18 protein-coding genes, 1 other RNA gene and 1 pseudogene are annotated in these 24,735 nt (G+C 44.6%); 9 read left to right on the top strand and 11 right to left on the bottom strand.

Annotated elements, in window-relative coordinates; translation table 11 throughout:
- Positions 1-8: 8 nt before the first annotated feature.
- Positions 9-446, bottom strand: a complete 438-nt coding sequence (locus RT034_RS09095; protein WP_036601311.1) for an HIT domain-containing protein — start codon at positions 444-446, stop codon at positions 9-11.
- Between the two features lie 202 nt (positions 447-648).
- Between RT034_RS09095 and RT034_RS09090 the strand changes: the two genes are divergently transcribed.
- Complete coding sequence (locus RT034_RS09090; RefSeq protein WP_313016065.1) at positions 649-2,412, top strand: mechanosensitive ion channel family protein; 1,764 nt, start codon at positions 649-651, stop codon at positions 2,410-2,412.
- Here RT034_RS09090 and RT034_RS09085 read toward each other — a convergent pair.
- A complete protein-coding gene (locus tag RT034_RS09085) occupies positions 2,409-2,585 on the bottom strand; it encodes a hypothetical protein (RefSeq protein ID WP_156627519.1) in 177 nt (58 codons plus the stop codon). The genes RT034_RS09090 and RT034_RS09085 overlap by 4 nt on opposite strands.
- Before the next feature lie 182 nt (positions 2,586-2,767).
- Positions 2,768-5,056, bottom strand: a complete 2,289-nt coding sequence (gene nrdA, locus RT034_RS09080) for a class 1a ribonucleoside-diphosphate reductase subunit alpha (protein ID WP_313016064.1) — start codon at positions 5,054-5,056, stop codon at positions 2,768-2,770.
- Positions 5,057-5,593: 537 nt separating this feature from the next.
- Here nrdA and RT034_RS09075 point away from each other — a divergent pair.
- From RT034_RS09075 to tadA, 3 genes are all read left to right on the top strand, one after another.
- Positions 5,594-6,082: a MaoC/PaaZ C-terminal domain-containing protein gene (locus RT034_RS09075; protein ID WP_309574880.1), complete on the top strand. Its 489-nt coding sequence runs from the start codon at positions 5,594-5,596 to the stop codon at positions 6,080-6,082.
- Between the two features lie 118 nt (positions 6,083-6,200).
- Entirely contained in the window at positions 6,201-6,917 is a 717-nt protein-coding gene (gene ung / locus RT034_RS09070; RefSeq protein ID WP_309596050.1) for a uracil-DNA glycosylase, read from the top strand.
- Between the two features lie 16 nt (positions 6,918-6,933).
- The gene (tadA, locus tag RT034_RS09065; RefSeq protein ID WP_313016063.1) at positions 6,934-7,467 is read left to right on the top strand and encodes a tRNA adenosine(34) deaminase TadA; all 534 of its coding nucleotides are present in this window, start codon (positions 6,934-6,936) and stop codon (positions 7,465-7,467) included.
- 143 nt (positions 7,468-7,610) lie between these two features.
- Here the strand turns inward: tadA and RT034_RS09060 are convergent, their stop codons facing one another.
- From RT034_RS09060 to ilvD, 6 genes and pseudogenes are all read right to left on the bottom strand, one after another.
- Positions 7,611-7,970: a HopJ type III effector protein gene (locus tag RT034_RS09060; RefSeq protein ID WP_313016062.1), complete on the bottom strand. Its 360-nt coding sequence runs from the start codon at positions 7,968-7,970 to the stop codon at positions 7,611-7,613.
- Positions 7,971-8,245: 275 nt separating this feature from the next.
- Positions 8,246-8,428, bottom strand: a pseudogene (gene csrA, locus RT034_RS09055) (carbon storage regulator CsrA); the annotation flags it as partial.
- Between the two features lie 318 nt (positions 8,429-8,746).
- Positions 8,747-10,030 (bottom strand): aspartate kinase, encoded by a 1,284-nt coding sequence (locus RT034_RS09050; RefSeq protein ID WP_007115684.1) that lies wholly within the window; start codon positions 10,028-10,030, stop codon positions 8,747-8,749.
- A 228-nt stretch (positions 10,031-10,258) separates the two neighbouring features.
- The gene (gene yghU / locus RT034_RS09045; protein ID WP_313016061.1) at positions 10,259-11,050 is read right to left on the bottom strand and encodes a glutathione-dependent disulfide-bond oxidoreductase; all 792 of its coding nucleotides are present in this window, start codon (positions 11,048-11,050) and stop codon (positions 10,259-10,261) included.
- 272 nt (positions 11,051-11,322) lie between these two features.
- A complete protein-coding gene (gene alaS, locus RT034_RS09040; protein WP_313016060.1) occupies positions 11,323-13,995 on the bottom strand; it encodes an alanine--tRNA ligase in 2,673 nt (890 codons plus the stop codon).
- A 274-nt stretch (positions 13,996-14,269) separates the two neighbouring features.
- Positions 14,270-16,171: a dihydroxy-acid dehydratase gene (gene ilvD / locus RT034_RS09035; protein WP_313016059.1), complete on the bottom strand. Its 1,902-nt coding sequence runs from the start codon at positions 16,169-16,171 to the stop codon at positions 14,270-14,272.
- A gap of 105 nt (positions 16,172-16,276) precedes the next feature.
- Between ilvD and RT034_RS09030 the strand changes: the two genes are divergently transcribed.
- Together RT034_RS09030 and pal are read left to right on the top strand one after the other, a co-directional pair.
- Positions 16,277-16,960, top strand: a complete 684-nt coding sequence (locus RT034_RS09030) for a DUF6231 family protein (RefSeq protein ID WP_409566357.1) — start codon at positions 16,277-16,279, stop codon at positions 16,958-16,960.
- A 258-nt stretch (positions 16,961-17,218) separates the two neighbouring features.
- Positions 17,219-17,737, top strand: coding sequence for a peptidoglycan-associated lipoprotein Pal (gene pal / locus RT034_RS09025; RefSeq protein ID WP_282849737.1), 519 nt, complete (start codon positions 17,219-17,221; stop codon positions 17,735-17,737).
- A 73-nt stretch (positions 17,738-17,810) separates the two neighbouring features.
- On the opposite strand, the gene RT034_RS09020 is transcribed toward pal, so the two are convergent.
- Positions 17,811-18,620 carry an SIMPL domain-containing protein gene (locus tag RT034_RS09020; protein ID WP_313016057.1) on the bottom strand — a complete coding sequence of 270 codons (810 nt, stop codon included), beginning with the start codon at positions 18,618-18,620 and terminating at the stop codon, positions 17,811-17,813.
- Between the two features lie 312 nt (positions 18,621-18,932).
- Between RT034_RS09020 and ffs the strand changes: the two genes are divergently transcribed.
- Both ffs and RT034_RS10840 read left to right on the top strand, forming a co-directional pair.
- Positions 18,933-19,029, top strand: an RNA gene (ffs, locus tag RT034_RS09015) — signal recognition particle sRNA small type.
- Positions 19,030-19,556: 527 nt separating this feature from the next.
- Positions 19,557-21,896: a DEAD/DEAH box helicase gene (locus RT034_RS10840; protein ID WP_409566355.1), complete on the top strand. Its 2,340-nt coding sequence runs from the start codon at positions 19,557-19,559 to the stop codon at positions 21,894-21,896.
- 115 nt (positions 21,897-22,011) lie between these two features.
- Here RT034_RS10840 and RT034_RS09005 read toward each other — a convergent pair whose 3' ends face one another.
- On the bottom strand, positions 22,012-23,028 hold the full coding sequence (locus tag RT034_RS09005; protein ID WP_313016056.1) for an alpha/beta hydrolase: 1,017 nt from the start codon (positions 23,026-23,028) through the stop codon (positions 22,012-22,014).
- A 482-nt stretch (positions 23,029-23,510) separates the two neighbouring features.
- Between RT034_RS09005 and RT034_RS09000 the strand changes: the two genes are divergently transcribed.
- Positions 23,511-24,650, top strand: coding sequence for an MFS transporter (locus RT034_RS09000; protein ID WP_313016078.1), 1,140 nt, complete (start codon positions 23,511-23,513; stop codon positions 24,648-24,650).
- Positions 24,651-24,735: the final 85 nt, after the last annotated feature.

Below are 24,735 nucleotides of genomic sequence, written 5' to 3'. Positions count from 1 at the left end.
AATTTTTTTTAGACGTTCATTTGCCAATCAAATGGCATATCACGATGACCCCGCAGTGCCATCATCAGTGTCTGCTGCATATGGCTCAAAACTTCAGGGGTATAAGGGATGGCTGGATTACCCCATACTGGATTGGGCCAAGCAATGTCATTTTGGTAGCGCACGATATGATGAAAATGCAATTGCGGCACTTGGTTGCCAAGCGCGGCGATATTCATTTTGTCGGCTTGAAAAGTTTTGGCAAGCTGACTTGATAGCCAGCTGGATTCACGTAAAAACTGCGCTTGGTCACTGGCGGATAATTCGTATAATTCTTTGATACCGGGTACACGCGGAATTAAAATCAACCAAGGAAATTGACAGTCGTTCATCAAGCGGCAAGTAGATAACGGAAATTCGCCCACCAAAAAAGTATCTTTTGCTAGTTGTGGATGTAAATTAAACATAATAACTCAATGCATTTAAAAGTGTTTTTGGAATTTAAAACTGATAAAATCAAATAATGCGCGTATTTTAGCAGTTATACCTACAAGACGAAATACTTTATTCAGAATAAGCGCATTGCAATTTAGGATTTCTTAAAACATAAATCAAGGCCGTTTATTTAGCCTAACTATGTCTGAGCGTTTTACAAATTTTGGGAAGTTTATGCAGTTGTCAAAGTCTCTTAACCAATGTCAGCGTCATGCTGATGCACCATCTTTATACCGCCGTTGTTTTATGATGGCATTGTTTGCTTTACTCATGGTTATCACCAGTGTCAAACCCACCGCTGCATGGGCGGCTGATAGCAGCAAATCAGCGAGTAGCGCCAGCGGCACGGCCACCCCACAAGACACCTTTGGGCGTGACACCCCGCGCGGCAGCGTGCAAGGCTTTATTCAAGCATTGGCAAAAAGTGATTGGATGCTTGCTAGCCGTTATGTGGATTTAAGCTATAGCAAAGACCCCAGTGGCACGCTCGAATCTTTAAAATCGGCACTCGATAGCGGCGGACGTATCAACGAGCAGCTACAAATTAGCAATGACCCTACCGGCAATCTCGATGACAAACTAGCGCCCAATCTCGATAAGGTCGGGGAGATCAACAATCCCGCGGCTGACAAAAAGAGTATCGATATCTTAATGCAGCGTGTCAAACAATCTAACGGCACCAATATTTGGCTGATTTCACAACAAACCTTGCAAGAAGTTGCGTCGTTATCACTCGTTACCCAGCCGACACTGGTAGAAAAGTACATTCCCAAACAATGGATTGAGAAAGATATTAAAGGCTATAGTCTTGGACACATTGCGGCAGTGATTGCGCTCATGATAGCGACTTATCTCGCCTGTCTATTGATTAGCCAAATCTTATATATGATTATCACGCGAATTTATCTAGCGACCCACCCAGATAAAGAAAAGCAATTTCCGATTGATGGGCGCGTGGTCGTACCTGCCGCAATGGTGCTGACGGCGCTGATTATCAAAGAAGCCATGATTTTGGTGGGTATTAATTTGGTTGTGCGCAATATGGCGTCCAACCTTGCCGATATTTTATCTTGGGTATCCATGGTATGGTTGATTTTACGAATTTTGGATTTGATTTTTAAACGTGCAGAAAACTATGCCAGTAATAACCATCATCCAGAGCGGCTATCTGTCCTAAATCTGCTGCGAAAAGTCGTAAAATTGATTTTGATTGCGATTGCGACCATTGTGATTTTGGGTAATCTAGGCTATGACTTAACCACAGGCATTGCCGCATTGGGGATTGGTGGTGTGGCGTTGGCGTTGGGTGCACAAAAAACGGTTGAAAATTTAGTCGGCAGTGTATCGGTAGTCGCTGACCAGCCTGTGAATGTGGGCGACTACTGCCGCTTTGGCACGCAAGAAGGTACGGTTGAAGACATCGGTATCCGCTCCACCCGTCTGCGTACCACCGATCGCACAGTGGTGACGATTCCCAATGGTAATTTCTCATCGATGAGCATTGAAAATGTCTCTCAGCGCGATATGTTTCATTTTTCGCAAGTGTTCTATATCTCGCGCGATAGCGACATCGATAAATTACGTGAATTTATGGAGCAAACACAAATCTATATCACCAATCATCCTGACACCAACAGTGTGTGGAATCAAGTGCGTATTTCTGGCACTCAGCAAGACGCGTATCTTGTTGAAGTGCGATGCTATCTCAATGTGAAAGGCGCGATGGATTTTAATCAAAAACAAACCGATATGATTTTAAAAATCGCGGAGATGATGAAAGAGGTGGGACTCAAAAATGCGTTACCGACCAGCCGTGTGATGATGGGCAAACCGATTGATATTACCTATTCAAATTTTGCCAATACTGTACCCGTCAAAGATAAAGTGGTAGCGTCAGAAAAACTGGCACAATCAGATAAGCCTGATACCAAACCTTAGTGACTCATAGTTTTGACATTGGCTTTTGAATTTGAATTGGGCAGGGTGGTGGCAGGTATGGCATCACCCAAGTCCACATAGACAGGAATCGGACTGTCATATGTTTGCGGCAAAGAAGCACACGAGGTAAGGTTCATCAGTAAAATGGCATAAACAATTAATGGGTTTTTCAAGTTTGAAACATCCTATGTAATAAAAATTTCTAGGCTTTTAATAATAAAAGCCTAGATGTTACATCAAAATAATTTAAGTAATCAATTTAATGGGTTATGCCATTTTTATTTGTTTTTACAAAAGATAAATCACTGAATAAAAAACTAGGGATAATCCATCAGTATTATCCCTAAATAATCTTTTATAAAGTACAAGCGCCGCCAGCACAGCCATTTTCAAGGTCGTCTTGGGCATCATTTGCGCCGTCACGGGTGTTATGATAGTACAGCGTCTTAACGCCCAATTTATACGCCATCAACAAGTCTTGAATCATCACCTTCATCGGTACACGGCTATCTTCAAACTTGGTTGGGTCGTAGTTGGTATTGGCTGAGATACTTTGGTCAATAAATTTTTGCATAATCGCCACAAGACTCAAATAACCTTTGTTATTCGGCATTTGCCATAATAGCTCGTATTGATCTTTGAGCTTATCAATCTCAGGCACCACTTGTTTTAAAATACCGTCTTTTGATGCTTTGACAGATACCAGACCGCGAGGTGGCTCAATGCCATTAGTTGCGTTAGCAATCTGGCTAGAGGTTTCTGATGGCATCAAGGCAGTCAAGGTTGAGTTGCGAAGACCGTGGGTTTTGATATCATGACGCAATGCTTCCCAGTCGAGTTGTAGCGGCTCATTACAAATCGCATCAATATCCGCTTTATAGGTATCAATCGGTAAAATACCTTGTGAATACGTGGTATCGCCAAATGCAGGACACGCGCCTTGCTCTTTAGCCAGTTTATTGGACGCCACCAACAAATAATACTGTAAGGCTTCAAAAGTGCGATGGGTTAAACCGAGCGCTTTAGGATCTGAATATTTGGTACCATTTTTGGCAAGATAATAGGCGTAGTTGATGACACCAATACCCAGTGTGCGGCGTTTCATAGAGCCATTTTTAGCGGCGATGACAGGATAGTCTTGGTAGTCAAGCAAGGCATCTAAGGCGCGTACGATAAGTTCCGCTGGCTCTTTGATGTCTTCTAGTTGGTTGATTTCACCCAAGTTAATCCCTGACAGCGTACAAAGGGCGATTTCACCGCTTTCATCATTGATGTTGTCAAGCGGTTGGGTCGGTAGCGCGATTTCCATACATAGGTTGGATTGGCGAATTGGCGCGACACTTGGGTCAAACGGACTGTGGGTGTTGCAATGGTCAACGTTTTGCACATAGATACGACCCGTGCTGGCACGCTCTTGCATCATCAGGCTAAACAACTCTTGCGCGGGCACACTGCGTTTGCGAATGGATTCATCTTGCTCATATTGCTCATACAAACGCTCAAACTCGGCTTGATCGGCAAAAAAAGCATCGTACAAACCTGGCACATCCGATGGTGAAAACAGGGTCACGTTTTGATTTTTAATCAAACGTTGATAGATGGTTTTATTGATTTGTACGCCATAATCCATGTGGCGAACACGGTTGTCTTCCACACCGCGGTTGTTTTTGAGCACTAGCAGATTTTCCACTTCCAAATGCCAAATCGGGTAGAACAAGGTCGCTGCACCACCGCGCACGCCACCTTGTGAGCAGCATTTAACAGCGGTTTGGAATAGTTTGTAAAAAGGAATACAGCCGGTGTGCTGCGCTTCACCGCCACGAATTGGGCTACCTAATGCGCGAATACGACCCGCATTGACACCAATACCGGCACGCTGTGACACATACCGCACGATGGCGCTGGTGGTGGCATTAATACTGTCTAAGCTATCATCACATTCAATGAGTACACATGAGCTAAACTGACGCGAGGGAGTACGCACGCCCGACATGATTGGCGTTGGTAGTGAGATTTTGAAAGTAGACGTGGTGTCATAAAAGCGCTTGATATAATCTAATCGCGCGGCCTTGTCATATTGTTTGTCGTAACTGGCAAATAGACACATACCGACGAGCATATACAAAAATTGTGGGCTTTCAAAGACCTGTTTGCTGACGCGGTCTTGCACCAAATATTTGCCTTCCATTTGTTTGACAGCGGCATACGCAAAGCTTAAATCACGGTTGTGATCAATATAGTCATTGAGTATATCAAATTCTTCTTTGCTAAAGTCTTGCAAAATATGGGCATCGTAACGACCTTCTTGGGTCAGTTTGGTGACATGGTCAAACAAATGTGGCGGCTCAAACTGACCAAATGCGATTTTGCGTAAATGAAAAATTGCCAATCGCGCTGCCAAATACTGATAATCAGGCGTTGCCGCAGAAATCAAATCCGCGGCTGATTTAATGATGGTTTCATGGATGCTTTTGGTGGTGATTTTGTCATAAAACTGGATATGTGAACTGATTTCTACTTGCGAAACAGACACATTATCAAGTCCTTCTGCTGCCCACTCGATGACTCGGTGAATCTTATCCAAATCAATTTTTTCCAAACGCCCGTCGCGTTTTTGCACGAGGATATCTTCAGTACGAGTCATAATACGTTCCTTTTTTTACCTGTTTATCAACGTCATATCTGTATGTATTAAAAAGGCGCTGAGTGAGAGGTGGTGAGATAAAAATGCCAAGTAAAACAGCTAACCGAAAGTATAGTGAGTGTGTATGCCGCTTTTAACGACGGCTTTTGAGCCGAGGCCACGTCACTTATGTAACATTGCAAAGTCATTGCCGTATTATTGCAAGATTTTGCAAAAAACTACTATATCTAGGGGTTGTTTTGTTATTTCGCACAATATAGCGTAAAAAAATTTGTAATTCTAGCTTGTATTTTTTTCAATTTTTTGCCTATTTTTCTGCAAAAATCCTAGACGATTGATTTTATTAGCAGTTCATCAAGTCAAGCAAAAAAATAAAAAATTTGTAATTATTAAAATCAGATGGGTTGATGAATGCGTAGTCATTGTCATAAAAATTTGCAAAATTTATGCTATAGTCAAACTTATAGTCAAACCATCAAAACGATTTTGTAATCGTGGTTTTTATGAAATTAATCAACAAGAACAAAAGGACGGACAATGACAACTTTTAGTAATTTTACCTATGAGGAATTAAGCATCGGGCAAACTGCCAGCATGACCCGCCAAGTGACCGCAGATGATGTCAAAGCATTTGCGCTTGTTACCCATGACTACAACCCTGCGCATCTCGATAATGAGTATGCCGAGCAAAGCCAGTTTAAAGGCGTGATTGCGCATGGTATGTGGACAGCAGGTCTATTATCAGCCTTGATTGGTACCAAATTTCCAGGCTTGGGGACAATTTATCTGAACCAAAGTTTGTCGTTTCGTCGTCCTGTGCATATCGATGATACTTTAACCGCGACCTTGACGGTGAAAAGTAAAGACGATAGCAAAAAATGGGTGGTGTTAGATTGCCAAGTGACCAATCAAGACGGTAAAGCGGTAGTGACAGGCGAAGCGCAAGTAATTCCCCCCACTGAAAAGAGCAGCCGTGAAGCGGTCAAATTAGACGATTTTACCCTGCGTCAAACCTTCACAGAATAATCAGTCGATATAGAATAGACAGCATCAAAGTGTTCCACTTATTGACGACAATTATTTGCTACAATAAAGCCAAGAGATTCTTTGGCTTTTTTTATAATTTTTTGATAGCAGATAAACCATGAAAACATTAACGCCTGAACAACAACAAATTTTAGCCAATGTCAAAATGCCGGACGACTGGAAGCAGGCCTTGGCGACAGAGCTAACGAGCAGTAATATGGATAAGATTCGCCAGTTTTTGCGAGATCAATATCATGCGCAAAAAGTGATTTATCCCTCGGGTAGTCAGATGTTCAATGCGTTTAATTTGACGCCTTTGTCGCAGGTTAAAGTAGTGATTTTGGGTCAAGACCCGTACCATGGGGCGGGACAAGCGATGGGGTTATCCTTTTCCGTGCCCAAAGCCATTCCCAAACCGCCGAGTCTACAAAATATTTTACGAGAACTTGCCGCCGATTTGGGTATCGCGCCGTCAAAACATGGCGATTTGACCCATTGGGCAACCCAAGGGGTGCTGCTACTCAACAGTATGTTATCCGTAGAAGCAGGGCAAGCGGGTAGTCATCAGCGTATTGGCTGGGAAACGTTCACTGATGCGGTGATTGAGGCTGTCAATCAGCACTGCGAGCACTGTGTCTTTATCCTATGGGGGAGTTACGCACAGAAAAAAGGCCGTTTTATTGATACATCTAAGCATTTAATCATTACAGGCACGCATCCATCACCACTTGGTGCCAATCGGGGTGGTTTTTTCGGCACGCGTCCTTTTTCCAAAGCCAATGATTATCTGATGGCGCATGGCAAAAGCCCAATAGATTGGCAGTTGCCACAGTAGTTTGGGTGGTATAAAAATGGAAGCTAGTGAGGATAACTGTTGTGAAACGGGCTTTTGTGACAGCGATGACGCCTTTATGCAAGCGGCGCTTGACGTTGCAGCCGAGGGCGGACAGCAGGGGGAAGTGCCAGTGGGCGCAGTGATTGTGCATCAAGGCACCATCATAGCCAAAGGCTATAATCAACCGATTTTAAGTCATGATGCCACGGCCCACGCCGAAATAGTGGCAATAAGGCGAGCGTGTCAATATTTTGATAATTACCGTCTGCCAGCGGATTGTGAACTGTTTGTCACGCTTGAGCCTTGCACCATGTGTCTAGGAGCGATTATTCACGCCAGAGTATCACGCTTGGTGTTTGCAGCGACAGAGCCGAAAGCAGGCATGATTGTGAGCCAGCAGGATTTTAGCAAAGTGGCGTTTTATAATCATTGTTTGAAAGTAGAACAGGGGCTAATGGCAGAGCAAAGCCGCGCGTTATTGCAGGATTTTTTTCGCTATCGCCGTGAGCAAAAAAAACAACTGCGCGAGCAGTTAAGGGCAAACAAATAGCCAATCAGTCTCTCAAAACTATTCTTTAAAATCAAAACCATTCTTTAAAATAAAAGCCATTGGATAAAAAAAGGCAACCCATCGGCTGCCTTGTTTGACGCAAAAAACAGTTAGATTTTAAGAATTAAGTATTTTCGATGAGGTTATGACGCTTTCGGCGTTAAACAGTTACGCTGCATCAAAAAGCCTTGCCAGCCAAAAAAGCTAAAGTTACGGATATTGGCATGGTTTGTACCTTTTAGCTCTGCTTTAACACTGTCATAGTGCTCAGCAAACAGTTTTAGCGTATCTTGTTGGGTCAAATGGTTGAGTAGTGCAAAGCCAAACACTTTCGCACTGCCTTCATTTTCACCTGCCGCATTGTGCACTTCGCCATTGACAAACTCAGTTGGGCGATAGTCATAGTAACTATCGATGATAGCTAGCACGGAAGCAAAATCTAGCGATTTGTTTTCTAGTTTAGCTAATAGTTTTGATAGTTCTAGCTTATCAATAGCGCTCATAGTTACTCCAAAAGTCAAAATAGCAACCGTCATTAACGATTAAAATAATCGTCCTCAAACGGATCAAAAGCTGGGTTAAAATTATTGTTGGTCTGACCAAAACCGCGGTTTTCCACACGGTTTTCTAAATGACGCATTTGCTGACCGCTGTTGCGCGGTTGAGAGGGTTTACTGCGCTCTTGGGGAAAGGCCTCATGACTGGCTGCCCCAAAACCACTGCGGTCTTGACCCATTCTATCATGGGCTGCAAAATCGACTGGGTGATTATCATAACCCATGCGTTCATGCCCAGTCCGTTCATGCAAAATTCTTTGATAAATCTCTTCACGGTGTACGGCAATGTCTTTTGGCGCATTGACGCCCAGTCTGACTTGATTACCTTTTACACCCAGTACGGTGACACTAACTTCGTCACCTATCATTAACGTTTCGCCAACACGGCGAGTCAAAATTAACATGCGTCACACTCCTTATGTCGCAACAAGTACCATCAATGTCCTATGATGATTCAACGATAAATTAGCTAAATTCGTCAAATATATTATCATGTATCATTGCCCAATGATACGTTAAAGACAGACTGCAAAGGCATAATTCAAGCGAACTCATCATGCTTGGCGGCTATTTGCCAACAGTCAAAATAGGCATTGAGGGGTCAGTTGCGTTTGTGCCCAATAAACGAGATGCCATTATAAACGAAATGCTGAAGTAAAAAAAAGATTAACACCCGCAAAACGCGGATATTAACCTTGTTTTTGTGGAGAATTACAAATTTCTTATAATCCAGCAACCTTGCTTTCACCGTCTTCACGGTCAAGACCAAAAGCGGTATGTAGCGCTTTAACCGCTTTTTCCAGTTGTTCTTCTTGAATCAGTACCGAGATTTTGATTTCGCTGGTAGAAATCATTTGGATATTGATGTTGTTTTCTGCCAGTGTTTCAAACATTTTGCTTGCCACGCCTGCATGTGAACGCATACCAACACCCACCAGTGATACTTTAACCACATTGTTGTTGCTCACGATTTCTTTGCCGCCAATCTCAGCAAGATTGTCACCCAAAATCGCTAGGGTTTTATCAAAATCCCCACGGTTAACGGTAAAGGTAAAGTCGGTCAATCCGTTTTCTGCGATGTTTTGGATAATCATATCGATTTCGATATTGGCAGCACTGATCGGGCTTAAAATCGATGAGGCAATACCAGGACGATCAGGCACTGCTAAGATAGATACTTTAGCTTCGTCACGGTTAAAGGCGATGCCCGAAATAATTGGTTGTTCCATGCTGTCTCCCTCATCGGTGGTAATTAATGTACCTACATTCTTTTTAAAATCATCATCGAATTTACCATCGGCGTTTTCATCAAAACTGGATAAAACACGCAGTGGTACTTGGTATTTTCCGGCAAATTCAACCGAGCGAATTTGCAACACTTTTGAGCCAAGGCTTGCCATTTCTAGCATTTCTTCAAAGGTAATTTTTGATAATTTTTTGGCTTTTGGTGTCACCCGTGGGTCAGTAGTATACACGCCGTCGACATCGGTATAGATTTGACATTCATCGGCAGATAGGGCAGCAGCCAGTGCAACGCCTGTGGTGTCCGAGCCACCCCGACCTAAGGTGTTAATGTCACCTTTTTCATCCACCCCTTGGAAACCCGCCACTACAACTACCATACCAGCATCGAGTGCGGCGCGAAGCTGACTATCATCGATATGTTGAATACGGGCTTTGGTATGACTGTCATCGGTACGAATCGCCACTTGTCCACCCGTCATTGACTTGGCGCTCACACCGATTTCATTTAATGCCATGGCAAGTAAAGAAATCGAGACTTGCTCACCAGTTGACACCATTTGGTCGTATTCACGAGCGTTTGGTTCTTTACTGATTTGACGTGCCAAATCAATCAAGCGATTGGTCTCGCCACTCATGGCAGAGACGACAACCACCACCTGATGACCATTGTCATGCCAACGTTTGACGCGCTGTGCCACATTTTTGATACGTTCGACACTACCCATCGACGTACCACCGTATTTTTGTACGATTAAAGCCATTGTCAATACACCCTATAATATCGTGCACGTTGTTTGCCATCGCTATGCAAGACTTGCCATACCAAGTCCTTGATGGATTGCTTAGCAGATTGTTTACAATGTCACGAAACGTAAATTAAACGGTACTTTATACCATATTTCCCAATTTTGGGGCAAGGCAAAATTGCCAAAAATCCCCAAATGACTGGCTGAAAATTGGATGGCTACGGTGAACAAAACGTTATCAGTTTATGCAATTGGTTGTAGCGGTAAGGTTACAGCGCGTTGCACGGCAGGACGGTCATGCAGGTTTTTTGCCCAGCGTTGTAGATAGGTGTAGTCTTGCACTTGTAAAAACTCGCCAGCGTTATACAATTTGCCCAGTGCCAACTGACCATACCATGCCCAAATCGCGATATCCGCGATACTGTAGTCGTTACCTACCATAAACATGCGAGTCGCTAAATGTTGGTCAAGTAAATCCAATTGGCGTTTGGTTTCCATGGTAAAGCGATTGATAGCATATTCAAACTTCTCTGGGGCATATGCATAAAAATGCCCAAAGCCGCCACCGACATACGGCGCAGCGCCCATTTGCCAAAACAACCATGACAAACATTCGGCACGTTTGGCGGCGTCTGCTGGGATAAACTGCTCAAATTTTTCGGCAAGGTATAGCAAAATAGCCCCTGATTCAAACAGTTTAATCGGTGGATTAACGCTGTTATCCACCAGTGCAGGGATTTTAGAATTGGGATTGATGGCAACAAAATCTGAGCCAAATTGGTCGCCATTCATGATGTTGATTTTGTAGGTGTCATACTGTGCGCCTTCAATACCGAGCTCTGCCAATTCTTCAAGTAACATATTGATTTTGATACCGTTTGGCGTGTTTAAGCTGTAAAGCTGCAAAGGGTTGTTACCAATCGGTAAATGTTGCTCATGGGTCGCTCCTGCGGTAGGGCGGTTGGTACTGGCAAATTTGCCACCGTTTTGGCTATCATTTGTCCAAATTTTGGGGGGCTGGTAATGATTGTCCATGATGTTTCCTTATTGATTATGAGTATTTTAAAGCTATAAGTGTGTTGTAAAGCTTCGTTGGTTGTTAAATGCTAGATACGATTATAGAAACGATTATACACAATGTGCTTTAGGCTTTATGATACCGAATGTTTGGCTAAAGTAAATGGCGCTTTGATTAAGCGTGATTAAACTAATGCTTTATATAGCCGCATAAATATAGCCGCATAAAAAAATAACCCCATAAAAAAAGCCGAATAAGTCATTCGGCGTTTTTTTAGGGATAGTTTTAATTAGGCAAGTCGCTCAGCCAACCAATTTGGTAGCGCATCTAATACGGTTGGCAATCCTGCGACATCACTTGCGCCGCCTTGGGCAAAGTCAGGTTTACCGCCCCCTTTACCGCCAAGTTGCTCGCTTAAGTGTTTGATGATATCGCCCGCTTTGATTTTACTGGTTAAGTCTTTGCCGACACTGGCAGTCAAGGCAATTTTATCGTCAGCCACGCCAGCGAGCACCACGATACCATCATGCAATTTTGATTTCATGTCATCGGCAATCGTGCGTAATGCTTTACCATCCATGCCTGGTAAGCTTGCAATCAGCACTTTTTGTCCATTGATATCTTGCACGTTGTTGATTAAGTCTTTGGCTTGGCTGCTGGCCAATTTTTGCTGCAAACGCTCAAGCTGTTTTTCAAGGTCGCGTGTTTTGTCGGTCATTTGATTGACACGGTCGGCGATTTCATCGCGCTTCGCTTTGAGCTGGCTGGCAAGTTGATTGAGCTGTTTTTCACCTTGCTGCACATATTTGACTGCGCCCATGCCTGTCACTGCTTCGATACGGCGAATGCCTGCCGCGATACCTTGCTCACTGACGATTTTGAATAAGCCGATATCACCCGTGCGTTGTACATGCAGACCACCGCATAGCTCGATTGAAAAAGGCTTGCCGTCTTTATCTATCGTACCCATCGACAATACGCGAACCGTGTCACCATATTTTTCACCAAACAGTGCCATCGCGCCTTTGTCTTGCGCTTGCGTCATGCTGAGCATTTCTACAGTGGCAGGTTGGTTGGCAAGGATTTGTTGGTTAACGATGTTTTCAATGGTGATGATGTCTTGCTCAGTCAAGGCTTTGTCATACGAGAAGTCAAAACGCAACACCTCACTATTGACCAATGACCCTTTTTGGGTGACACCTGTGCCAAGATGCTCACGAAGGGCGGCGTGCAGTAGGTGAGTGGCGGAGTGGTTTTTGGCACTCATGGCGCGTACTTGGCTTGCCACGCGCGCTTCGCTTGACTGACCCTGGCGAATACTGCCCATTTTAACCACGCCATGATGGATGATGGCTTGACCAGATTTTTTGGTGTCCTGAACTTCAAATACGCCAGTTTCGGTTTGGATGTCACCCAATTCACCCGCTTGACCACCGCCTTCAGCATAAAAAGGCGTTGCCGATAATACGATGACCCCTTCATCACCTTCCTGCAATTGTTCAGCAGATTTGCCCTCAAGGTATAAGTGGGTGATAGTGCTGCTGTGTTCTGCTTTGTCATACCCCAAAAATTCAGTGGCACTGTCAACTTGAATCAATTGGTTATAATCAACGCCAAATTTACCTGCTTCACGGGCGCGGGCGCGTTGCTGCGCCATGCCTTGCTCAAAACCGGCTTCATCAATGCTGATGTCGCGTTCGCGCACGATATCCGCCGTCAAATCGGCAGGGAAACCATACGTGTCATACAGTTTAAACACCGTTGCACCCGATAAAGTATCGCCAGATTTTAAGCTATCTAATTCTTGTGATAGCAGTTTGAGACCTTGTGATAAGGTTTTGGCAAATTGTTCTTCTTCTTTTAAGATGGCTTGCTCAATGTTGGCTTGCTGTTCACGAAGCTGTGGGTAGGCATCGCCCATGATTTGGGCAAGTGGCGCGACGAGCTTATAAAAGAAGTTGTCATTAGCACCTAATTTGTTGCCATGACGAACCGCGCGGCGGATGATACGACGCAGCACATAACCGCGACCTTCATTGCTTGGCAGTACGCCATCTGCAATTAAGAAGGAAACCGAGCGGATATGGTCGGCAAGCACTTTGAGTGATGGCTCAGACTGTAAGTCGATATCGTTTGGCAAGCCAATCACTTGCGCCGCATGCTGCATGAGATGGGTAAACATATCGATTTCATAGTTGCTATGCACGCCTTGCATGATGGCACTGATACGCTCAAGCCCCATGCCCGTATCGACACTTGGCGCAGGCAGTTTTTCAAGTGTGCCGTCTTTTTGGCGGTTAAACTGCATAAAGACGTTGTTCCAAATCTCGACAAAACGGTCGCCGTCTTCTTCAGGTGTACCTGGCAGACCGCCCCAAATATGCTCGCCATGGTCATAAAATACTTCGGTACAAGGACCACAAGGACCTGTGTCACCCATTGCCCAAAAGTTATCCGATTGGTATTGACCGCCTTTATTATCACCAATGCGGATGATGCGTTCGGCAGGCAAGCCCACCACGTTATGCCAAATATCAAAGGCTTCATCATCGGTGTGATACACCGTCACGTAAAGTTTATCTTTGGGTAATCCAAGCCACTCATCAGATGTCAAAAACTCCCAACAAAATGGGATGGCTTGTTGTTTAAAATAATCGCCAAATGAAAAATTACCAAGCATCTCAAAAAATGTATGGTGACGCGCGGTATAGCCGACGTTGTCAAGGTCATTGTGTTTACCGCCTGCGCGCACACATTTTTGCGACGATACTGCACGTTTATAATCGCGTTTGTCTATCCCTAAGAACACATCTTTAAATTGGTTCATACCGGCATTGGTGAATAGCAGGGTAGGGTCATTGTGTGGGACTAGGCTCGATGATGCCACTGGGGTATGACCATTTTCGGCAAAATAATTGATAAAAGCTTGACGTATATCGGCTGAAGAAAACGGACGGCTCACAGCGGCTCCTTAAGAGTTTTCAAAATTAAATTTGGCATATATTATCAAAAAAATGTAAACATTGTATTTTAGCAGAATTCATTCGATGTGGATAATGCTTTTATAAATCGCACCTTTTATAAAACACAAATGGCATCTAAAACGGTGGGCGTAAAGTATGGGACTTGCAACGTTTTTCATGGCGCTAAAAAAAAGACCGATAAGTACCATCGATCTTTTTTGATAACTCTTTTTTGCCAATTTTTTTAGTAGCAATGTAGTTTGGAGTAAAAAATTACCGCTCGACTTGACTGACATCACGCACCGCGCCTGTATCAGCGCTAGTAGTCATTGCTGCATACGCCCGCAAGGCGGCTGACACTTGGCGCTCACGATTGACAGGTTTCCAAGCTTGGTTGCCACGGCTCACCATCGCTTCTCGGCGTTTTTCCAGTTCGGCAAAATCAACCGCCAAATGAATCGAGCGATTAGGGATATCAATCTCGATGGTATCGCCTTCATTCACCAGACCGATGGTACCGCCTTCAGCGGCTTCTGGGCTGACGTGACCGATGGATAAACCCGACGTACCCCCTGAAAAACGACCATCGGTAAGTAGCGCACAGGCTTTACCCAGACCTTTTGATTTTAGGTAAGAGGTCGGATACAACATCTCTTGCATACCCGGGCCGCCTTTTGGACCTTCATAGCGAATCACCACGATGTCACCTGCGACAATTTGGTCTGCCAAAATGGCAGCCACGGCATCGTCTTGACTTTCAAACACACGGGCACGACCGGTAAATTTTAGGATGCTGTCATCCACGCCCGCTGTTTTGACCACACAGCCACGTTCAGCGATATTACCAAACAATACCGCCAAACCACCGTCTTGTGAGTAGGCAAATTCTTTGCTACGGATACAGCCAGATTCGCGGTTGACATCAAGATTGGACCACGCATTGTTTTGGCTAAAGGCTTGCGTGGTGCGTACCCCACCTGGGGCTGCAATGTAACGCTCACGCGCCTCGGTATTATCAGGATTCATGATATCCCATTGGTTAAGCGCTGCTTTCAGTGAAGTACTATGAACGGTGGGGACATCGGTTTGCAGCAGGTTTGCGCGATCAAGCTCGGCTAAAATTGCCATCACACCCCCAGCACGGTGCACGTCTTCCATATGGTATTTTTGCGTTGCAGGGGCAACTTTTGATAGACAAGGCACACGGCGGCTTAGACGGTCAATATCCGCCATTTTAAAATCTACTTGGGCTTCATGGGCAGCGGCAAGCAAATGTAGAATCGTGTTGGTTGAGCCGCCCATGGCGATATCAAGGCTCATGGCGTTTTCAAATGCCGCTTTGGTCGCAATTGAGCGTGGCAATACGCTGGCGTCATCTTGCTCATAATAACGTTTGGCAAGTGCCACGATACGGCGACCTGCTTCTAAGAATAAATCTTTACGTTTGGCGTGAGTGGCAAGTAACGAGCCATTACCAGGCAGGGATAAGCCTAAGGCTTCGGTCAAACAGTTCATCGAGTTGGCAGTGAACATACCTGAGCATGAGCCGCAAGTTGGGCAAGCAGAGCGCTCGGTTTGTGCCACATCTTCGTCACTAATCAAGTCATCTGCCGCATCAATCATGGCGTCGACTAGGTCAAGTTTGCGAATTTTTTCACCCAATTCATTCATCACGGTTTCATGGGTGGTATGCCCATCCCCCAACGTGGATGCCAATACTTTGCCCGCTTCCATGGGACCGCCCGACACAAAAATCGTTGGGATATTGAGGCGCATCGCTGCCATCAGCATACCAGGGGTGATTTTGTCGCAATTGGAGATACAAACCAGCGCATCGGCGCAGTGAGCATTGACCATATACTCCACGCTATCGGCGATTAAATCACGGCTTGGCAAGCTATAGAGCATACCCAAGTGACCCATGGCGATGCCATCATCCACCGCAATGGTGTTAAATTCTTTGGCAACACCACCTGCCGCTTCAATCTCGCGGGCAACCAACTGACCCAAGTCTTTTAGGTGTACGTGCCCGGGTACAAACTGGGTAAACGAGTTAGCAATCGCGATAATCGGTTTGTTAAAGTCCTCATCTGTCATACCTGTTGCACGCCAAAGTGCGCGTGCACCCGCCATATTGCGGCCAGATGTGGAGGTTTTTGAGCGATATTGTGGCATGGTTGTTCCTTATTTCTAACAGTCAATACAAGTGATAAATTTAGCACTTAGTGTACTCTGTCTCGACCAAAAGGGCTAGTCATGGCTCATGATAGATAGTTATAATTGGTTTTAAAGAATGGCATATTAGCGACCCTTATCCCTACTATATCACGGCTATCATTCAACCGTATCTATCAACAGTATCTAATAAAAACTCATCAAAAGGATTTTATTTTGACCAATCCCACCTTAAGCATTACGGATGTCGTCCGACAAAGTCTGGCATTTTTAAGTAAAGATAGTCTAAGCAAACATGATTTGAGCAAAGATAAAAATAACTCATCAATAAATCAACCGTTCACCGGGCTGATTATTGGTAATGACACGCAGTCGGTTTTTACCCAAATTCAAGCCATTGATGAAGCTATTGATCAAGCCGTGAGTTGGGAAGCGTTTGATTATCAAGAGTTTATCGCACATCGGTTTGCCAAGCGTTATGACTTGGCAGTGATAATATTATCAAACGATAGCGCTATCGATACCCAAATCATCCAGCGCTGTCGCGACTTGTTTGCCAAGCATTGTTTGCTGGTGCAAAACTTATCCGAGCCGGCAACCGGTGTGGATGTAGCAAGCTTTGGCTTTAGCCGATTACATGAGCAGCCGATTGTGGAAAATGACCAAGATCACCATACAACCAACTACCAAGTATGGCAATTTAATCTGTTTGACTATAAACATTTGCCAGATTGGTTTAATAGCAAGTTTTGGGCAAACCCTGAACTATGGAATAAATTTCGCTGGTAGCGGTTTTAGACAAAAATTTAAATATTACTGTTTTAGACAGTTTGTTTTATTACCACTAATCTTATGAAAGGTGAGTTTAACAAGTGAATTTTTTAAGCTATTTGTTTAATCCAAAAATTAAACTGCTTTGAGAATTTCGAGGAAAAGTTGGCTAAAATTTACAGTAACACTGTTTACAAAAAGCGCGAGATTGATTTACTCTATCGAAAAGTAACAAAATAGGTAAACGCGTTAAATAATAATTTTTGAGGAAAGACTATGAAATTAACGATGCTAAAAGTAGTAAGCACTGCTGCGATGATGGCAACCATCGCCTTAACAGGGTGTTCTGCCAAACGTACTGGCACGTCTGAAGTAGTGGTTGCGCCGATGGGCGTTCCCGGTGGCGTAGGCTACTATAACGGCGGCGCTGTGGTAACAAACTCGACGTCAGTCATCACCGCCGCGGGTGCGAATCCTAATGCCGTGTATTTCGGCTTCGATAGCAGTGAAATTGACGCTCAAGGTCAAGCCGTGTTAAATCAACAAGCGCAATTCTTACAAGCCAACCCAAGCGCCCGTGTTGCCATTGCTGGTCACACCGATGAGCGTGGTAGCCGTGAATATAATCTGGCATTGGGTGAGCGCCGTGCCCAAGCCGCACAGGCCTACTTAGCAACGTCAGGGGTATCAGCTTCACGTATGGAAGCCATCAGCTATGGTGAAGACCAACCTGCTGATCCCGGTCATGACGAATCAGCATGGGCAAAAAACCGCCGTGCAGAAATTTCTTACTAAGTATTGCTTAGTGAGTAAAAGACAAACAAAAAAACCTGTTAATTCAACAGGTTTTTTTGTGGTTAACAGCAGCTTATTTTACCAGTTGGACGGTACCATTGGCAGTAACCGTAATGGTGCTATCGCCCGCTTGGAAGTTTTGGTCAGCGACTTTGGCACTGCTGGCTTCTAGCATCATTACACTGCCATACGCGCGCGGTGCACGATAATCGCCCCCTTGACTAAACTCCAACGAGACTAACTGATAGCCTTTTGCACCCCAGACAGGCAGCAGCGTTTGCGCTTGGCGCTGGAAGTTTTTCGAAGCTTCCATCATCAATTCTTGCTCTGTGGCTTTTCGCGCGGCATCAGACACACTAAAGTCTAATCCATCAACCGTCATAAAACTTTGCAATTCGGCAATCAATTTGCTAGCGGCGACTGTGTCGGTGCTTTTTAAATTCAAGCTTGCAGTTCCCGTCCAACCAATGATTTTTTGGTTTTTATCATATTGCGGATAAGTGGCTTGATTGCCCGTACTAACTTGCACTTGTGGGTATTTTTTGGCAATGGCAACCGCTTGGTTCAACGTGGTAGCGATTTGATTAGCCACCTCACTGCTTGATTTGTTTTGCACAGTTTTGCTAAGGGTAGCATTGATTTGGTCATTGCTGACTTTTTTACTCGCTGAGGCAGCAAAATTAAGCAAGCCGTAGTTTAAAGTATTGGTCATTGATGAGTTCGCAGGGGATGGATTCACAGGGTAGATAGCGGCTGAAACACTGGTAAAAGGTAATAGCGTCGCCATAGCAAGCAAGCTGGCTGCAATACCTTTGGTCATTGTATGATTGGCATGCATTTTATGATTGGGATGGTTGGTAGTCGCGGTGCTTAAATGTGTCATAGTGTTTCCTATTGTTTTTTTTCTACTTTTTTCTAGTGCTTCTTTATATGGGTTGGCATGAATCTTTTGCTGATTAAACTGCTATTTAGTTCATTCAATATGTTGTTGAATGGGCATTATAAAATATTTTGTAACATTTGCAGCGCAAGAATTGTAGAAAAAGGGTAAGAAGGTGGACAAAAATTTACCCAAATGTTGCTTGCTGATGGATTAGCGTGTGTAAAAGTGAAATAAATACAAAAATTTGGCGTATAGGATAAAAATAGTTTGCATTTGGTCGCCAAATTCTCTAGAATACCGCTTCGGTAACCCCATTGGTAGCTTCGCAACTAGCTGCTGTGAACCCCGCCAGGACCGGAAGGTAGCAACGGTAGCAGCCAGCCAGTGTGCCGAAGATGTGCTAGTGGGGTTATCACTTTTTTAAGTAGGTGTTTTTGATGCCTATTTCACTTGGTAAGTTTTTTAATTGCGAAAGAAAACTGACCAATAATGACTCATATACGCTACCTAAACGCTAAGAGCAACGTCAATTTTCTAATTAATCTAGCTTATCCATCTGCCTATATATCAAGCGCGACATTGTAAGCGCTGATAATCTTCCGATGATAACCTAATATTTAGCATTGTATTTTTTTAAGCATTCTTGTGAATGCCGCGATACGAACTTTTTGATGGTTTTACTGTTTCAAAAGTTTTGATAAGTCTGACAGTAGGTTTTGTCGCTATTTTTATAGTGAAAATAAGTCTTACAGACACGATTACAATGCTTTAAAGCGATTAACACGATATTTGTGATTAATGATAGCTGATAATTTTGCCTATTCATTTTGCTTATCCATTTTGAAAGTGCAGTCAGCTTGAGGGCTTTTGCTTGTTGCGTGTTTTCAATCAAGGTTACCACTGATACTTTGATTAACTTATTTTTTAAGGACTTACATGACTGATTTTAATTCAACCACAGATTTTGCTGATAACTCAATCGATAATTTTTTTAGCCATACTCATAGCAATAGCCAAGCCAACAGCAATAAGCCTACTGGCAACACCCCAGTTGATGATACAGAAGCAACTGCGACAACGGATGTTGTAGCGGCTGATACTGTAGCAACGAATGCCCCAACGTCTGACGATGCTAACCCTAGCGAAAATGGTTTTACTGCACTGGGTCTTTCAGGTTCATTACTAAAAAGTATTGTCGCAACCGGTTATACCACACCAACCCCTATCCAAGCGCGCGCGATTCCTGCTGCATTAGCGGGTCGTGATTTGCTATTATCCGCACAAACAGGTAGTGGTAAAACGGCCGCGTTTGTATTACCAATTTTGCATCAATTAAGTGAACTACAAGCCAAAGAAAAAGCGGCAGAAAAAACCGCAAGTGGCAAACGTGGTCGCCAACAGCCAAAAGTCGTACAAGCGTTGATTTTGACACCGACGCGTGAGCTTGCCAACCAAGTACAAGACAGTATCCGCAAATATGGCTCAGCCATGAAAGATTTGTACAGTGTGCCACTTGTTGGTGGTGCGGCATACAGTGGTCAAATCCGTGCGCTAAAAAAAGGCGTACAAATCATCGTGGCGACGCCTGGTCGTTTGCTAGATCATATCAATGCCCAGCGTGTGAATCTCTCTGATTTGACCATGTTGGTACTTGATGAAGCAGACCGTATGCTAGACATGGGTTTTGCCGATGATATCAATGCGATTTTGGAAGCCACACCCGCACATCGCCAAACCATCATGTCATCTGCGACATGGGATGGTCCAGTCGGTAAAATCGCTGAAAGCTTTACCAAAGATCCAGAGCGAATCAACATCAAAGTTGAAACCGCACACATCGATGAAAAAGTGTACTTCTGTGACAACTTTGACCACAAAAATAAATTATTAGAGCACCTGATCTGTGACCCAGAGCGTGGTCAAGCGATTATTTTTACCGCGACCAAACGCAGCAGTGAAGAAGTCGCTGAGCGCCTACAACAATGGGAACACAAAGCCTGTTATCTGCATGGTGACTTGCCACAAAGCAAGCGTAATCGTATCGTCTCAGATCTTCGCAGTGGCAAATTTGACATCGTGGTAGCAACAGACGTGGCTGCACGCGGTCTTGATTTACCCAACATTACCCATGTATTTAACTATGATTTACCGCGTCAAGTAGAAGATTATGTGCATCGTATCGGTCGCTCAGGTCGTGCCGGTCGTACTGGTATTGCCATCAACCTATGTAGCCGCGATGACCGTCGTCAATTTGGCAATATTGCCCGTTACCTAAAACGTGATATCAATGAAGCGCAAGTTGAAGGCTTAGAACCGCGTTTTGTGGAAAAATTTGAAGGTCGTGGTAAGCCTAATGGTCGTGATGGTCGCGGTCGTGGTCGCAGCGGCAGTGATAGCCGTGGCGGTCGTGATGACCGTGGCAGTCGCTCACAACGTTTTGGTGGTTCAAGCGAGAGACCTTCGAGCGAGCGTCGTTTTGCGGACAAGCCACGTTTTGACAACCAAGAACGCTATGGCAAATCAGCGAGCAACGATAGTTCGGCACGTTTTGAAAAACGCGAGCGTTTTGACAAAGGTCACCAAGGCAATAGCGATAGTCGTTTTGGGCGTGATGATGCGAGTGCGCCGCGTCGTCACCGCGATTCAGATAACCGTCATGGTAATAGTCAGGGCGATTTTCACCGCGCAGCTAAATCATCGGACAAACCAAATTTTGACCGTGATTCACGCCAAGGCAATCGTGAGCCTCGCCAAGGTGAGTATGCAGATCGTCGCCGCGATGATAACCGTAGCTTTAACAAAGATGGCTTTAAAGGCTATCAAGGTGATAAACCACGTTACAACACTGACCGTAACAGCAGTGAGCGTCATGGCGAGCGTCCTAACCGCTTTGAAAAAAATGACCGTTTTGGTGACAAACCTTTTGCCAGAAAAACCGAACGCTCTAGCGAGTTTCGTGGCGATGACCGCGCTCGCAAGCCACGTCCAATCGTAGAAGAAACCTTTGGTCAACCGCTTAAAAAACGTAGCGACAGACCGTATCCAGCAAAAGAGGGTCAACGTACTGGCGATTCACGCTCAAACGGGTTTAAATCTGAGGGTTTCAAAAAATCAGATAAACCATTTGCAGGTAAATCGTCAAGATCAGAAGGATTTAAGTCATCGTCTGACCGTTATGCCTCATCAAGCAAGCCATCCGCTAAACCGGCTGGCAAACAAGATGGTTGGGATGCCCCAAAACGTAGCCGCCGCAATAGCACAGGCAAACCGCTATAAGTTATAAGCAGTAAAAAAAGCACCTAACTAGGTGCTTTTTTATTGGGTAGCTTATTTTGGCTTGTCATCAGACTGGGCAAATTTTATCCCGTTGTTTAGAGGTTGGGGCGTTGGGTTATTGGCAAAATTCGCCAACGCTTTGATACAGTTGTTTGCATTGCTCAGGGCACAGATTTTCCATGTTTAAAAACGCGTGCGGCATATCCGCAAAATGGATGAGTTGGGATGGCGCGCCTGCGGCTTGTAATACGTCATGATAGCCGATATCTTCATCGCGCAGTGGACAATAACCAGCCGTTAGGTGCAGTGTCTTTGGGGCTTGATACGGCGAATGATGTAGTAGGGTAGCCATATCGGTCCAAAACGGTGAGCTCAGCTCACGGTCATCATATGCTGAAAAATAATTGTCAAAATACCAGCGAATTTTGCTAGATTCCAGTAAATAACCCGTGCCATTTTCCTCAATCGAGGGCTGTGACATGGTGTAGTCTAGACTGGCATAAATCAAAATTTGATGGGTGATAGTTAAATCTGTGTTCACACGGTTGGCAAGCCAATCTTGCACCAAGGTGGCAGTAATCGCCCCGCCAGCGCTATCACCTGCTATGATAAGCTTGCTGTTACAGGCATAACCGACTTGCTGTAGGGTCGCTGTTAAATAGGTTAAAATCGCGTGGGCGTCATCAATCGCGGCAGGGTAGCGGTTTTCTGGTGCAAGGCGATATTCGGGCGCCACCACCACACAGCCTGTCGCTTCAGCCAATTTTTTATAGAGTTTATCATACACGGTGACGCTACCTGCCATGCCACCACCGCCATGAAAATACACCATTACCGGCACGTCAGCCGTTGCTTGTTCATTTGGCAGCGGGCAGTTACTCGGGATAAATAGCCTAAGTGGTACGTTGTAACCCCGAAAATTGCTTGGCGTCACCAGCACCGTATCGATGATTTTTGCCATGTTGGGTGCGTCAGTGACAAATGCGGTTGTCAAATTGGCTAACGCTTCACGTGCGTTGATGGCATTGGGCTGAACGCCTTGCGCTAACAGATACGGAACAATCACTTGATGCAATTGTGTCAAATACGCTTGCATGGCAGCGGGCATTGGCTGTTTTAAATTCTCCGGCATAATTCAATCCTATTGATTTTAAGGTTAACTTCCACAATGTGCTAAATATTACTGCAGTTTTGTCATGGCTGGATAGTCATGTTTTGAAAAATACTGATGTTTTGACAAACAGCCATGTGTTAAAAATATTACGCTCTAGGGCGCCAAATTTGTCATTAAAGGCCTTTAAATACCTTTAATTAACGTGAAGGGCTTGCAAAGTACGGCTTAGGGTTAAACTTCTTTTAACAATAAATACCGCGCTTTAGTGCTAGTATAGGCATTTCTTTGACGGGCACTACTTTGTAAAAAGGTCACCTATGACTTCTCAAGCACAACATGTCACTGGGCATTTAGATTCTTCCAATCATTCCACTGATAATGATAGTCACACGCTAATATCCAGTAACCTAACTAGCCGCAAACCACCCCATAGCCAACCGCCTTCTCAACAACCGAATGCCAAATTACCGACAACGCCACCCTCATTGATAGTCAAAATCATGATTGGCATGATTGGCGCGTTTGCATTTTTGCAGGTCTATTCGATTCAAGCGATTTTGCCGATTATGATGCAAGCGTTCTCAGCGACCGAAACGCAAGTGGGCATGACAGTTGCGGCGACAGTGATTGCCATTGCCATCATGTCACCGTTTATGGGGATGTTGTCCGATGCCGTGGGTCGTAAAAATATCATTGTGGCATCCATTGCCTTTATGGCCATACCTACTATGATGATTGGGCTTTCTGACTCACTCTCCAGCATCATTATTTGGCGATTTATGCAAGGGTTGGCGGTACCTGGCATTACAGTGGTGACGATTGCCTATGTCGGGGAAGAGTACGCGGGCAAAGAGATGGCAAAAATGATGTCCTACTATGTCTCAGGTACAGTATTTGGGGGATTTTTAGGGCGCTTTATCTTGGGGCATTTAGAAGAGCTTATCGGCTGGGAAAAAGGCTTTGTGTTCATGGGCATGTTGACGGTGCTAGGCGCTGCCTTGGTGGCTTGGTTATTACCGCGCTCACGTCATTTTCATGCCAACCCAAATTTTACATCGGCGCTGCACATGCTGAGTAAACATGTGCGCAACCGTTATGTGGTGACCGCAGGACTGCTTGGCGCGTGCGTGTTGTTTTCATTAGTGGGCTGTTTTACCTATGTCAATTTGCACTTGGCAGACGCACCCTACAATCTATCGAGTGCAGGGCTTGCTAACATTTTTGCGGTGTATTTGATTGGGGTCGTGGTCACACCGATTGCAAGTAGTTTGATTGCCAAATACGGCGCTGCCCGTATGGTGCGCGTGGCCGTGTTGATTTCGATGATGGGCGTGCTGATGACACTGTCTGCGCCTATTTCTTTGGTGATTGTGGCGCTTGCAGTGATGTCAACTGGGGTATTTATTACCCAATCGGCGACCATTACTTATATCGCGGTGAATGTCAAAGAAGGGCGGTCGCTGGCATCAGGTCTATATTATATGGCGTATTATATCGGTGGTAGTATCGGGGCGTGGGCGTGTGGTCTGGCATATGCACAAGGCAAATGGCTATATACAGTCTATACGCTGCTGGCTGTACAAGTCATCGCCTTACTGATTGCATTTTTTGGTTTAATTAAAATCCCAGTCAAAAGATAATCATTCATCACAAAAATAAACCCCAATCAATGGGGCTTATTTTTTTTAACGGCTGTTAAGTGAAAGCATTTAAGCATTTAGGGGT

The organism is Moraxella sp. CTOTU48841 (assembly GCF_032061225.1).
Lineage (GTDB): Bacteria > Pseudomonadota > Gammaproteobacteria > Pseudomonadales > Moraxellaceae > Faucicola > Faucicola cinerea.
This window is presented reverse-complemented; position numbering and strand designations above follow the sequence as displayed.